Annotated in this window: 12 protein-coding genes; 7 read left to right on the plus strand and 5 right to left on the minus strand. The window is 45.1% G+C overall.

Annotation, left to right across the window (positions count from 1 at the left end; translation table 11 throughout):
- Positions 1–263: 263 nt before the first annotated feature.
- Positions 264–884, minus strand: a complete 621-nt coding sequence (locus AB1K83_RS12525) for a YitT family protein (protein ID WP_413058534.1) — start codon at positions 882–884, stop codon at positions 264–266.
- Between the two features lie 459 nt (positions 885–1,343).
- On the opposite strand from AB1K83_RS12525, the gene AB1K83_RS12530 reads away from it, so the two are divergent.
- The 4 genes from AB1K83_RS12530 (at position 1,344) to AB1K83_RS12545 (ending at position 4,764) form a co-directional block, all read left to right on the plus strand.
- On the plus strand, positions 1,344–2,141 hold the full coding sequence (locus AB1K83_RS12530) for a CPBP family intramembrane glutamic endopeptidase (protein ID WP_413058535.1): 798 nt from the start codon (positions 1,344–1,346) through the stop codon (positions 2,139–2,141).
- Between the two features lie 287 nt (positions 2,142–2,428).
- Complete coding sequence (locus tag AB1K83_RS12535) at positions 2,429–3,286, plus strand: basic amino acid ABC transporter substrate-binding protein (RefSeq protein WP_413058536.1); 858 nt, start codon at positions 2,429–2,431, stop codon at positions 3,284–3,286.
- Between the two features lie 39 nt (positions 3,287–3,325).
- Entirely contained in the window at positions 3,326–4,045 is a 720-nt protein-coding gene (locus AB1K83_RS12540) for an amino acid ABC transporter permease (RefSeq protein ID WP_413058537.1), read from the plus strand.
- Positions 4,042–4,764, plus strand: a complete 723-nt coding sequence (locus tag AB1K83_RS12545) for an amino acid ABC transporter ATP-binding protein (RefSeq protein ID WP_413058538.1) — start codon at positions 4,042–4,044, stop codon at positions 4,762–4,764. The genes AB1K83_RS12540 and AB1K83_RS12545 overlap by 4 nt, the downstream gene beginning before the upstream one ends.
- Before the next feature lie 28 nt (positions 4,765–4,792).
- On the opposite strand, the gene AB1K83_RS12550 is transcribed toward AB1K83_RS12545, so the two are convergent.
- From AB1K83_RS12550 to AB1K83_RS12565, 4 genes are all read right to left on the minus strand, one after another.
- On the minus strand, positions 4,793–5,278 hold the full coding sequence (locus tag AB1K83_RS12550; protein ID WP_413058539.1) for a metallophosphoesterase family protein: 486 nt from the start codon (positions 5,276–5,278) through the stop codon (positions 4,793–4,795).
- Between the two features lie 88 nt (positions 5,279–5,366).
- Positions 5,367–6,662, minus strand: coding sequence for a hypothetical protein (locus AB1K83_RS12555; RefSeq protein ID WP_413058540.1), 1,296 nt, complete (start codon positions 6,660–6,662; stop codon positions 5,367–5,369).
- Positions 6,663–6,823: 161 nt separating this feature from the next.
- Positions 6,824–8,230 carry a M20 family metallopeptidase gene (locus tag AB1K83_RS12560; protein WP_413058647.1) on the minus strand — a complete coding sequence of 469 codons (1,407 nt, stop codon included), beginning with the start codon at positions 8,228–8,230 and terminating at the stop codon, positions 6,824–6,826.
- Between the two features lie 23 nt (positions 8,231–8,253).
- Entirely contained in the window at positions 8,254–9,471 is a 1,218-nt protein-coding gene (locus AB1K83_RS12565) for an MFS transporter (RefSeq protein ID WP_413058541.1), read from the minus strand.
- Positions 9,472–9,732: 261 nt separating this feature from the next.
- On the opposite strand from AB1K83_RS12565, the gene AB1K83_RS12570 reads away from it, so the two are divergent.
- From AB1K83_RS12570 to nikR, 3 genes are all read left to right on the plus strand, one after another.
- Positions 9,733–10,782 (plus strand): flavin-containing monooxygenase, encoded by a 1,050-nt coding sequence (locus tag AB1K83_RS12570; RefSeq protein WP_413058542.1) that lies wholly within the window; start codon positions 9,733–9,735, stop codon positions 10,780–10,782.
- Positions 10,783–10,811: 29 nt separating this feature from the next.
- Positions 10,812–11,555 carry a sulfite exporter TauE/SafE family protein gene (locus AB1K83_RS12575; protein ID WP_413058543.1) on the plus strand — a complete coding sequence of 248 codons (744 nt, stop codon included), beginning with the start codon at positions 10,812–10,814 and terminating at the stop codon, positions 11,553–11,555.
- Between the two features lie 521 nt (positions 11,556–12,076).
- Positions 12,077–12,496 (plus strand): nickel-responsive transcriptional regulator NikR, encoded by a 420-nt coding sequence (nikR, locus tag AB1K83_RS12580; RefSeq protein WP_413058544.1) that lies wholly within the window; start codon positions 12,077–12,079, stop codon positions 12,494–12,496.

Genomic DNA, 12,496 nt, shown 5'->3' on the forward strand with positions numbered 1-12,496 from the left:
AACCGCTTGGTGCGGGTGACCGCTTGAAAGTTCGGCACCTTCCCTTCATTATAGCAAATTCTGTAAACCAATCCATAGGGCACTGAAGACGTGGGCAGGAATTTTCAATAGGTGAGGAAACGGCGGGACAGTGGGGAAGGGGATACCTAAGAATTGTCCTAAAACCCAAAGAAAAAGCATCGACTCCACTCACGGGGTTGATGCTTTTTCTGCTATTCAATTTAGGCATGCTTCAAGCGCGGGTTGTGTGACACCAAGAAGCATCAAGAGACATCCGCATAGCGCTTGCCTTTCCCCACCGCAAAAGAATTTGGCAAAACTTTCACCAAATCCATCATCCGTCCCATCAGGATAGAAGCTAGGAACGTAAAAAATGCGGTTTGGATATCCAATAAGAGGGCACCGAGAATGAGCACGCATAGGTCGAATGCGATATGGATTGTTCCCATTTTCCAATTTGGAAAGCGGAGTTGGAGCAAACGGGCCAACAACCCGACGCCGCCGCTTGTCAGTCCCTGTCTGAAAATGATGCCTGTCCCGAGACCCACCATGCCACCTCCGAGAATGATGCCTAGCCAGAGGGGAGGATGGAACCAGCCGCTAACCGGATAGAGAAGGTCTAGGAAAAGGGACAGTACCCCGGCAATCGCCATTGTCTGAATGACGAACGAACGACCGATCCGGTTCCAAGCAAGGAACAACAAAGGGATATTCAGAGCGAACACGACCATCCCCGCATTCCAGTTAAGCGTGTAGAGGGTCAGCACTCCGATGCCTGGAAACCCGGCACTGAACAGGTGAACGGGAATATATCCTATATTTACACCTAAAGCGGTAATAAAGCAGCCGATGAATGAAAAGATGATATTTTTTGTACTCCACATTTTCAAAACCTCCATTTTTGGACTTATGTCTCTCAATAGTAGCCTGTAATTCGAAATGGAGGTTCCATATGCAAACTTTCTAGGACAGTCCTATTGTATGTACGGCCGCATTCCACAGAGCATTACTCCGAACGGGTGAGTGCATGTCTTCTGAATTTCCCTAAAATAGACCTCTCACCCTGTTCTTTGACTCCATGTTACCTGAACGAGAGGAGACTGAAAAGACTCTGAATTCAAATAAGAGACTGAAAAACACAAACTCGTTCCGGATTTCTCGGAAGAGTGTAATGTGGGGACGATATGGCTCGAAAACGATGGTTGGAAGTAACTTAGTCGATATTAATAAGTGGTTACCGTGATTCGGCTTAGATTTTTCATTTACCTATAAGGATAGTAGTGTTTCATCAAGCCCTTTCCGATAGAATTAGAGTAGCAGCTGTACTAAAGGAGGGAAGATCGATGAGGAAATGTTTTTTCAGAAACCTAGCGTCTTTGACTTTATTCGCATCCCTTGTTGTATTCCTTCAATTCCCTAATTATCTACTTCTGGGCTTATGGATTGTAGCGGCAGCTTTCTATTATTTTGTTTTCGGTACTTCATCAAAACAGATTCTTTCAACTGTCCTTTTATTCGGGGTCGGATTTTATGCTTATCTATACATCTCTACCCATTGGATCGTCCATATAGAGCCAAAAGAGGTCCATGTATTTCTCAATAGATTAACACTTTTGGTTATCTTGCTACCGTTCTTTTTTTCTGCCATATTTTCTAAAACGCCTCAGATTCCCTATTTGAATAAACCTCAATGGAAAAAGCGGATTTATTTCCCGTTTATTTGGTCGGGGTTTCATTCGATTCCTGTTGGAACCTTTCTCTTAATCGCATTGAGCATTGCTATTGCAGCCTTTTTGCCAATCCTCATTTTGAATGGTTGGTCGTTCATGGCAGAGGTGTGGTTGTTAGCCCTCATCTTCTCCATTATGAATGGAGTTCTGGAGGAACTGATATGGAGAGGCAGTTTGCTAAGCCGCTTTTCCACCAATCTCGGTGAGAAATGGGGCGTTGTCATCACGAGTGTCGGATTTGGCTTGCAACATTATCACCTTGGGATCCCTTGGTTCCTCTGTATTGCTTTTATTTTAGGAGGTCTTTTTTATGGTGGAATTACGGTTAAGTCTAACAGTGTAGTACCTTCAATGATTTGGCATTTTGGTTTGAATGTCCTTATGGTTTTGGGTGGTTTGATTTTAAGATAGCTGACAGGTCCCAAAACATTTCTGATTTGTCTTGGTACCTGGCGCCTAAAATTTAATTTAATAGAAATAACTGCTATTGACCCGTTCTTTTATACCTGAATTGTCGGGAAGAAAGCAGTTCAAAAGGATAGGGTATCAAAAAAATATTTTTGATGCGACAGTATGAATTGGATGATGATAGGCATCCATCTGGCGACTAATAGGAAAATATTTGGTTGATAAAGAAAGCGCTTTCTTATACAATTTTAATAGGTTGATAAGTTTCTATAAACATTGGAGGGGATAACATGGGCAAGAAGTTCAGAATATTTTTAACAGGAGCGGCGTTCCTGCTATTAGCGATCCTATTAGTCGGCTGCGGTACGGAGGGAACATCGAACGGAAGCAGTTCTGGTAGCTCGGGTAGTACGGAAAGTACGGATAATACGGATAGTGCGGAAGGATCAACGAGCGAAGCTGTAACGGATGGCAAGAAAAAGCTTGTAGTCGGCACGGATGCGACTTATGCCCCGATGGAGTATATGGATTCGAAAGGGAATATTGTCGGCATTGACATAGACATCGTCGACGCGATTGCCGAAGCTGCCGGATTCGAAGTCGAGTATAAAAACTATGGATGGGATCCTTTATTCCCGGCCGTGAATAATGCTGAAGTCGATTTCGCCGTCTCCTCCATCACAATTACAGATGATAGAAAGAAGAACTTCGATTTCTCCGATCCGTATTTCATTGCAAATCAATTGATCTTGGTTCCGGAAGATTCGGATGTTGAATCATTCCAAGACTTAGCGGATAAGAGAGTCTCTGTGCAGATCAATACGACCGGACATATTGTCGTCCAAGAGTTGCTGGGGAAAACGAGCTCGAAAATTCTTGCTGCTGAAACGATGCCTTTAGCGATCACTGAGATGATCAACGGCAATGCGGATGCATCGGTCGGCGATAATGCGGTCATCATCGATTACCAAAAGAACAACCCGAAAGTGAAGTTGAAAACGGTGGAAGACGATAGTTTCGAGAAGGAATATTACGGGTTGATGGTCAAAAAAGGGAATCAGGAAGTTCTGGATCTTTTAAATGATGGAATCCAAAAAATTAAAGAGAATGGCAAATTAAAAGAAATCACTGGATTTGATGTGGAATAACACCATGCCTGTCCATTCACGCCATGGAGGTGATGGCCGATGACTTCTCTGGATATGATGGGTGTCATCTGGGATTATCGGGAACTTTTTTTCAGAGGGATCTTGGTCACATTAGGGCTGACTGCAGTCGGCTATGTCGGCGGTTTCATCCTGGGGCTTTTCGTAGGCATGGGCAAGTTGTCAAAACGAAAATGGATCTATTATCCGTCGAAGTTTTATGTCGATTTTTTCAGGGGAACCCCCTTGCTTGTACAATTGCTTCTTATCCATACCGCATTGATTCCTACGGTGTTCGGTCAATCATTGGGCTTTTTCTTTTCAGGGGCGGTCGCACTCATGTTGAACAGCGGCGCGTACAATGCGGAAATTATCCGGGCGGGCATCCAGTCCATTGAGAAAGGACAGATGGAAGCGGCAAGGTCACTTGGAATGACACAGAACTTCGCTATGCGTTTGGTCATTTTGCCGCAAGCGTTCCGGAGGATGATACCACCGCTTGGTAATGAATTGATTGCGTTGCTAAAGGATTCCTCCCTCGTGACTGTCATTGCTGCCAGTGATTTGTTGTATGCGGGGAAAGTGGTCGCGGGAGCCTATTCCAGGTTCTGGGAGCCGTACTTGACGGTCGCAATCTTGTATCTGATCTTGACATTTGTTTGCAGTAAACTCATCGAATACGTCGAAAAAAGATTCAGTAATAGTTATGTCCCGTCATCCCGGAAAAAATCCCGCCGTTTGAAAGCAGGTGCTGCGGAATGATATCGATTAAAGGGTTGAGAAAATCTTTTGGTGACTTGGAAGTGTTGCGCGGAATCGATTTTGAAATCAATGAAAAAGAAGTGATTTGCGTTATCGGGCCGAGCGGTTCGGGAAAGAGTACGTTCCTGCGCTGCATCAATCTGCTCGAGGACATTTCGGGCGGAGAAGTGTGGATCGAGGGCGTGAAGGTCAATGATCCATCAACGGACATCAATGCTTTACGTAGGGAAGTCGGAATGGTCTTCCAGCAGTTTAACCTATTTCCACATATGACCGTGATCGATAATATTATGATTGCGCCCATCAAAGTCAGGAAGATGGACGAAAAAGCCGCGAGGGAGCTGGCCATGCAGTTGTTGACGAAAGTGGGCTTGGCGACCAAGGCGGACGCTTATCCCGAACAATTATCGGGCGGCCAGATGCAAAGGGTGGCCATCGCAAGAGCTCTTGCCATGAAGCCGAAGGTCATGTTGTTTGATGAACCGACATCCGCCCTTGATCCGGAAATGGTTAAGGAGGTTTTGGATGTCATGAAACAGCTCGCCTACGAAGGCATGACGATGGTCGTCGTGACCCATGAGATGGGCTTCGCCCGGGAAATGGGTGATCGTGTCCTGTTCATGGATGAAGGGATGTTGATCGAGGAAGGGAAACCGGATGAAATCTTCGTCAATCCGAAACATGAACGGACGAAAGCGTTTTTCAGCAAAGTGTTGTAAAGAGTTTGGTTAAGGAAGATACAAACATTTACAAGAACACAAACTCAACCCGGACTTCTTGTTCTATATGTAGAATACAGAACGAGTAGTTCGGGAGTTTTCGTTTAGCGGTAGGAGAGCCTGGATTGATCATCAATGTCTTGCCTGCATAGCGCATCATCGGAATATGGGAATGTCCAAATACAATAATGTCTACAGCTTCATCTTCAAACGCTTCCAAGGCACGCTTCTCGGTTGTCTTTCCTTCTCCGTGGCCATGGACGATCCCAATGCGATAGTCGCTAACTTCAACCGTTTGTTTTAACGGAAACGACCGGCGAATGTCTTCGTCGTCCACATTTCCGGACACCCCGATCACTTCTGCATATTGCGAAAGCTCCTCATATACTTGCATCGATTTCCAATCGCCTGCGTGGATAATAAGATCAGCTGTTCCACAAGCTTCCAGCAAACGGCTTGGCAGCTTATTCCGGCCGCTTGGAAGATGGGTATCCGCTAGTAGTACAATTTTCATACTATTTTTCCTCCAGACTTCTGCATGGTTTGAGTGACAAGTCCGGTCGGGATTTTTTATTTCTGAACGATAAACCGGCCTCTAACATTCACGTCAACTGATAAACTTTCACCGGTCTGCCCCTCGAATAACGCGATTCCTCTCCGACACATTCTACGACATTCACTTTACATAAGTCGGACACGATCCGCTGGGCATTGCGGTCGCTCATTTTTAAGTGAATCGCCAAATCTTTCGTTGTAAACGACGTCCAATCCATTTTCCGAATTAAGGACTCAATCCGTTTAAACGTTTTGACGCTGATATTTCCTTCATTCAATTTTGCCAAAAACTCTTTATCGTCCGTCCGATAGGAGTAGGTGAGTTCATCTTCCTCTCCGACTGCGTCGATCATCGTTCCATCTTCTTGTACGATGACGATTTCCTGCTTCTCTTTTCTTTTCGATTCCCGAATGGCACGGTACGCATTCGTTTCCGCGGTAAAGACGGTCTGTCCGAAACCGATGCCCACTGCAACGCTCGATCCTGCCTCTAGAGAAAGGTGATTGACCTTTTCTATCAATGCGCCAATTTCCCGTTCGACGGCCCCTCTTGTGCTGAAGATGGCATACCGCCCATTTCCTTGTTCGAAAAGTGAACCATCCAATCTTTCGCAAAGTTGAATCAGTGTCTTTTTCAAATGGAGTTCCAAATAGTCCAGTTGATAGGATTCTTTCATTTTTTCTTTGATGGCGTCGTATTCTACGATTTCGATGGTGACTACGCTGATCTGTGTATCTTTATAATAGAAAGTTTTGATTTTCTCAAAAAACATCCGAATGGTATGTAGGATTTCGTTTCGATTGGGCGATAGCCAGAACGCTGGAATTCCTGCCTGTTGCAAATCTTCATAGACCGTCGGGTAACAAGTGAATGCCGCATCTATCTTATCCGCTTGCCATAGGTCATAGTGGAAATCAAATAGCTCCTCCGCTTGTATGTCCACATCGAATGGCTTACTATACATTTCCTTCAACGGTTGTTCGAACTGCAACAAATCTTTTGTATAGAAATGCGACTCAATCAGGTCCACGCTGATCCGCTCCAGCATTTTACCACGATTGGCGGACAGATCGACTATCCCTTTATAAATGCTTAATGTACTCGATTCGATATATATGAAGGTTTCATTGGACCCAACTGTATTTACTGCAATTTTATATGGGATGTAACCTGAAAAAAGCCAAAAATCGACCGGTGTCTCCGGGTTCATCACAAAATCTTTTACTTCGGCTGTTTTTTGATAAACGAAAGGAACGAATTCCAAATCTTTTTCAATTTCCCTTGCCAATGTCAGGATCCTCTTCACCGATTGATCGGGACCGACGACCGCAACTTTGTACATGAAGACCACCTACTTTCTGCACACATCTGTCCACCAATTTTACCGATAAGCATAAGCGAAATCCAGTGACACTTCTGTTTTTATTCGTTCATCAAAAAAAGAGAGGCTGAATGAGATCAGCCTCTAATATCTAACGATTTTCAGGATTCAATTAAAACCCATCATTTCACCGATTCCGGAATCAGCGAATCATACGTCTTTCCATCCAAGCGTTCTTGTAGCTCGGCTTTCGCCTGTTCAATCAGCGAAGGATTTTCCATCAGTTGGATGGCTGTTGCAGCAATCACTTTACCCGCATGCAGCATCCCCTTATGCGCAATTGGGGTAGCTCCTTGAGATACCACTTGCCACGTATGAAGGGGGGTACCGATTGCGAAACAAGTGGTCAGGCATTGCATCGTCGGAACGACCCAGCTGACATCACCCACATCGGTAGAGCCCGACAAGACGGCCTCCGTTGGGGAAAGGGGAGGAATCACATCCGCAATGGCTTTTTCTTTCAACTTCTTCACCGTTTCCCGGTCCAATCCCGCATACGCATTGTTCAGGTCCGCCTCGGAAAGCGTAGCTCTGATTTCGTTGGCAAACTCCAAGTCTTTATCATCATAGGAAGGAAGCTCCACCTTCATCAAGTTTTCATGCATCACGCCTGCCAGCACGGAATTCGGGATCAGATTGGAAGCCGTCCCTACAAATTCAACTTCAAACGTCGTGCCTGTCATCAATGCCGCTCCGCGCGCAATGTCGTGAACTCTCTTATAAAGTGATTTCACTTCGTCTTTTTCCGGTGCCCGTATCAAATAGACGACTTCGGCATTCGCTTGGACCACATTCGGGGAAGCGCCGCCTGTATCCGTAACTGCGTAATGGATTCGCGCCTCCGGAACCATATGCTCCCGTAAATAGTTGACCCCGACATTCATCAGTTCCACTGCATCGAGCGCACTTCTTCCTAAATGGGGAGCTGCTGCGGCATGGGCACTTTTCCCTTGAAACTTGAAACGGGCGGAATAATTGGCGAGTGTCCGCAAATTCATTAGGCCCGGCACATCCCATGGGTGCCAGGAAAGGGCGACATCCGCGTCGTCAAACAGACCTGCGCTCGTCATAATGGCTTTACCCGATCCATTTTCTTCTGCGGGACAGCCGTAAAAACGGACGGTTCCTTGTACTTGATTTGACTCCAAATATTCTTTGATGGCGACGGCAGCGGCAAATGCCCCTGTTCCTAACAAATTATGCCCGCAACCATGGCCGTTACCGCCATCGGCGACCGGCTCGGGATGGGAAAGTCCTTTTTTCTGGCTCAATCCCGCCAACGCATCGAATTCACCAAGAATCGCAACGACAGGTTTCCCGGATCCATAACTTCCGACAAAAGCGGTTTCCAGTCCTGCGACACCGCGTTCAACTTGAAATCCTTCCTCTTCCAAAGCGTCGATCAAATAAGTGGAGGATTGATGTTCCTCAAAATGTAGCTCCGGTACATCCCAGATGTTATCGCTCAACGCTATAAATTTATCACTCTTTTGTTCAATCAGCTTTGCAACTGCTTTCTGTATGTTCATCATTCATTCCTCCTTGTTAATCTTCATTGCTGACCTTGAAGCAACTCACCTTTCCGGTAATTCAATGTCAAGAGGGAAATCATACAAATGACAGCAAAAATAATCAGCATCCAAAACGCAGCATTATACGATCCATTGAAGGTTTGCACAATAAACCCAATGGCCAGCGGAGTGATAAAGCCCGCCAGCTGTCCGCCTGTATTGGCAATCCCCATGCTTGTCCCTACAACCGAGGATGGAAGCCTTTTCAAAATGATTGCCGGTAAAAGCAGGATCACGAATGAAATAAAGAGAATGACGATTGTCTGATACGCGACAAAGATCGTTACACTTGGTGCATGGAACATGAGATATAACAGGATACTGACAACAACACAAGCGATTGCCCCGACCACTTTTTCCTTACCGAGTGGAAGCCTGTCAATAATGTATCCGGCTAGATAAATTCCAACAATCATCGCTAAACCTGGGACCGTTTGCGCCCATCCAAGTGAAATCAGATCAAGGCCTCTTACATTGACGAGATACGTCGGCAACCATGTCGCCAATCCCCAGTTAATAGCGTAAATACTGTAATAGGCGATAAACAGATTCAACATCAGCGGCGTTTTCATCAATTGTTTAAAAATTCCTTGTGGTTTCTCGCCTACCGATATTCTCTCCTCATCTTGGAGATGCGCAGGCAGTTTGATGAAAATAAAGTAGAGGACGGTAATGACGACTCCAATGGCACCTAGTATCAAAAAGGACACACGCCAGCCGATCGTTGTCAGCATATAGGCGGAAAGGAGCGGCACAATGAGTGACACAATCCCTCCGGATGACAGCATGATGGACATCGCCCAAGCCCGTTTGTCATTTGGAAACGTTTGCGAAATCAACTTTGAACTAGAAGGCTGGAATCCACCTTCCCCGATACCGAACAGAAAACGAATCGCAATCATTGAAGCCAACGACCAAACCGCCCCAGTCATCGCAGTAAAGATCGACCACATTAGAACCGAAACCATTAGGACCCTTCTGGAACCGAATCGATCCGCTAACCAACCGCCCGGAATTTGCATGAGTGCATACCCCGCAAAGAAACTACTCAGAATCATCCCGGTACTCGTCGGACTTAATTGTAAATCTTCTGTTATGGACAAGACGGCATAATTAATAAAATAACGGTCAAAATTACCAATCGCCCAACCGATAAAAAGTAAAAACAAAATCAGATTCCTTTGCTTTGCAGAAATCATAAGAGATTCCCCCCTTTTTTAATGGCAATGCTTTTACTATCATTTAACGCATAATTAACGAAAACTTCGTTATGTAAAATACTATAAATAATTTTCGAAGGTAACGCAATACATTTTTCTCTTCATGCGCTTGAATCATACATGGCGCTTATTTTAAAATAAAATGATAATTTTACCTTTTCATTCAAATAGTTGTTTGAATGTTGAAAGAGAGTAGTTATAATATATTCAAATGGACATTTGAATGACGGGAGAATAAAAATGAACAATTTGAATTACGAAACGGTTGTCATCGGGGCAGGCCAAGCCGGTTTAGCAATGGGGTTTTATTTGAAGCAGGCGGGTGTACGTTTTTTACTGATCGATCAAAGTTCAGCAGTGGGGGATGTCTGGCGAAAGCGTTATGATTCGTTGACGCTTTTTACGCCGCGAATGTATAGCTCGCTGCCGGGGCTGCCGTTGGTTGGAGAGCCGCATGGGTTTCCGATGAAAGATGAAATCGCGGACTATTTACAGCGCTATGCCGACGTAATGGATTTGCCAATTCAACTGAATACCTATGTTCAGCGGGTGACCCAAACAGATGAGGGTTTTCAAATAGAAACTTCCAAAGGTAATTTCCTCACCCGCTCCATCGTCGTTGCGACGGGTCCCTTTCAAACAAAACAGATCCCTGCTTTTTCTCAAGCACTCTCTTCAAACGTTGTCCAGCTGCATTCCTCTGACTACCGGAATCCGAGTCAGTTGCAAGAGGGCAATGTTTTGGTCGTCGGGGGCGGGAATAGCGGCGCGCAAATTGCGGTGGAATTAGCGAAAGAAAAAGAGACTTTTTTAGCAGTCGGTCAAAAACTGCGATATTTCCCATTAACAATTCAAGATAAAAGCATTTTCTGGTGGTTGGATCAAGTCGGAATATTGGAAACGCGAAATACATCATTTGTCGGAAAACTGTTGCAGAAACAAGGTGACCCCATCTTCGGAAAGGAACTGAAACATGCCATACTGGACGGGAGCATACTATTAAAAGACCGTGTTACATCCGCAGAGGCAGACCGCGTTTTATTCCGGGATGCCAGCTCCCTGTCCGTACAGAACATCATTTGGGCGACCGGGTTTCGTCGTACGTATAATTGGTTACAGGTGGATGGCGTTTTTGTGGAGCAACTAGAGATCATGCATGAACGAGGAGTAAGCCCCATTCCAGGCCTCTACTTTTTAGGCTTGCCGTGGCAGTCAAGGCGAGGTTCTTCATTGTTGCAAGGGGTTGGCGAGGATGCCAGATTTCTTATGGAACAAATGAACATGAGATGACACTAAAAGAAAGTGATGGTGGCGCTGAAATGGATGCTTGGATGTCGAGTATCAGCCAAATGATATCGGAACCGGTCACCGCTTGGATCAATTCATTTGATCACTACCCTGTTGTTATAGCCTTGCTTCTCGGCTTGCTGGGAGCTGTGGCGCCTTGTCAATTGACCGGCAGTATGAGCGCGATTACGTTGTATGGCAGTCGGTCGATCCAGATGAAAGAAAATAGCGGGGAGATTTTTGCTTTTATTGCGGGGAAGGTTGTTGTTTTTAGCGCAATTGGAATGTTGGCCTGGTTATTCGGGCAATCATTTGAGGCGACTATCACATCCTATTTTCCGGTGTTCCGAAAAATCATTGGACCGCTCATTATCGTGACAGGTTTGGTCTTGCTAGGTGTACTCAAACTACGATTTCTCTACCGGCTGACTTCACATATCCCGTCGCGTTTGAGAGAAGGGAAGCTCAGTTCTTTCCTGCTCGGCGCCAGTTTTGCCATTGCCTTTTGTCCCACGATGTTCGTCCTGTTTTTTGTTTGGCTCATGCCTCTCGTAACGACGGCTTCCTATGGGCTTTTTCTGCCGGCAGTATTCGGCTTGGCCACTTCGCTTCCGCTCCTGCTCCTCCTTCTGTTGATGTGGTTTTTTGATGCGAAACGACTTGTGATGAAGTTCAGTATGAGGGCAGGGAGAATGGTGCAGCGCATTGCGGGGATTCTTCTTGTTCTTATTGGAATCCTGGATAGTATCACGTATTGGTGGGGTTATCATATATAGACGGCGGGAGTCGAACCCGCATTCAAGGTGCAAGTTCGACCCTGTATTATATTGGAACCTGACACCTGACACGACAACATATTAAAATGATTGTCAGCTCCCATGCGTCTATATTGATAACTTGGATGAATCGCTCTATAATCGTATTGGGAATGGTTCATTCTGATAAAAATTCACACTCTCCGTTCTGGTTGTTAAGCGACGGACCCTCCTCACTTTTCTGAAAACAAATCCAAGCCAACATTTTTGGCCTCCTCAGTTTTAAAAGGTTTCTACTTATCCATCATTGATTATCATACATCTCGGCATATGAAATGTGCCCATCTTATAATTATCTACGCCTATGGGTGTTACGATTAGATAAAAAAGTAGCACGTGAACTTGAATTGAATGCAGGAATGACAAGCGTTCCGAGTGAACACTTGATTTTTAGGTGAGCCCTGAATTCCGGAAATTATTATATCTCTCCGTGCTACGAATTCGTAAAAACGTGCTACTCAATAATTAATAGGAGGTAAAGCATGCAAGACTCAATGTTAAAGAGATTTGGCATTTCAATGGATGGAAACTTACTACGGAAATTTGACCATTTAGTGAAGCAAAGGGGATATGAAAACCGTTCTGAGGCGATTCGGGATCTTGTACGGGAAGCGATTATTCAGCAAACTTGGGAAGATGGCGAACAGATCATTGCAGGAAGTATTCTGTTATTTTATGACCACCATCAACGCAATCTACTTGAGGAAATGACGAAGATCCAACATAGTGTGCATGATGTCATCCTGGCCACAACGCATTTCCATTTGAATCATAATAGTTGTCTTGAGCTTATTGTTGTAAAAGGAAAGGCAAAAGACATTCAGCAACTGAGCCACAAACTGACGAGCTTGAAGGGTGTGACCTATGGCAACTTCACAGTGGCACCCGTGGAACAGATTTAA

The sequence above is a fragment of the Sporosarcina sp. 179-K 3D1 HS genome (genome assembly GCF_047228905.1).
Classification (GTDB): domain Bacteria; phylum Bacillota; class Bacilli; order Bacillales_A; family Planococcaceae; genus Sporosarcina.

Coding starts and splice junctions, on each gene's coding strand:
- AB1K83_RS12545 (WP_413058538.1), top strand. CDS start 4,042: ATGATATCGATTAAAGGGTTGAGAAAATCTTTTGGTGACTTGGAAGTG.
- AB1K83_RS12525 (WP_413058534.1), bottom strand. CDS start 884: ATGTGGAGTACAAAAAATATCATCTTTTCATTCATCGGCTGCTTTATT.
- AB1K83_RS12555 (WP_413058540.1), bottom strand. CDS start 6,662: ATGTACAAAGTTGCGGTCGTCGGTCCCGATCAATCGGTGAAGAGGATC.
- AB1K83_RS12570 (WP_413058542.1), top strand. CDS start 9,733: ATGAACAATTTGAATTACGAAACGGTTGTCATCGGGGCAGGCCAAGCC.
- AB1K83_RS12550 (WP_413058539.1), bottom strand. CDS start 5,278: ATGAAAATTGTACTACTAGCGGATACCCATCTTCCAAGCGGCCGGAAT.
- AB1K83_RS12530 (WP_413058535.1), top strand. CDS start 1,344: ATGAGGAAATGTTTTTTCAGAAACCTAGCGTCTTTGACTTTATTCGCA.
- AB1K83_RS12575 (WP_413058543.1), top strand. CDS start 10,812: ATGGATGCTTGGATGTCGAGTATCAGCCAAATGATATCGGAACCGGTC.
- AB1K83_RS12535 (WP_413058536.1), top strand. CDS start 2,429: ATGGGCAAGAAGTTCAGAATATTTTTAACAGGAGCGGCGTTCCTGCTA.
- AB1K83_RS12565 (WP_413058541.1), bottom strand. CDS start 9,471: ATGATTTCTGCAAAGCAAAGGAATCTGATTTTGTTTTTACTTTTTATC.
- AB1K83_RS12540 (WP_413058537.1), top strand. CDS start 3,326: ATGACTTCTCTGGATATGATGGGTGTCATCTGGGATTATCGGGAACTT.
- nikR (WP_413058544.1), top strand. CDS start 12,077: ATGCAAGACTCAATGTTAAAGAGATTTGGCATTTCAATGGATGGAAAC.
- AB1K83_RS12560 (WP_413058647.1), bottom strand. CDS start 8,230: ATGAACATACAGAAAGCAGTTGCAAAGCTGATTGAACAAAAGAGTGAT.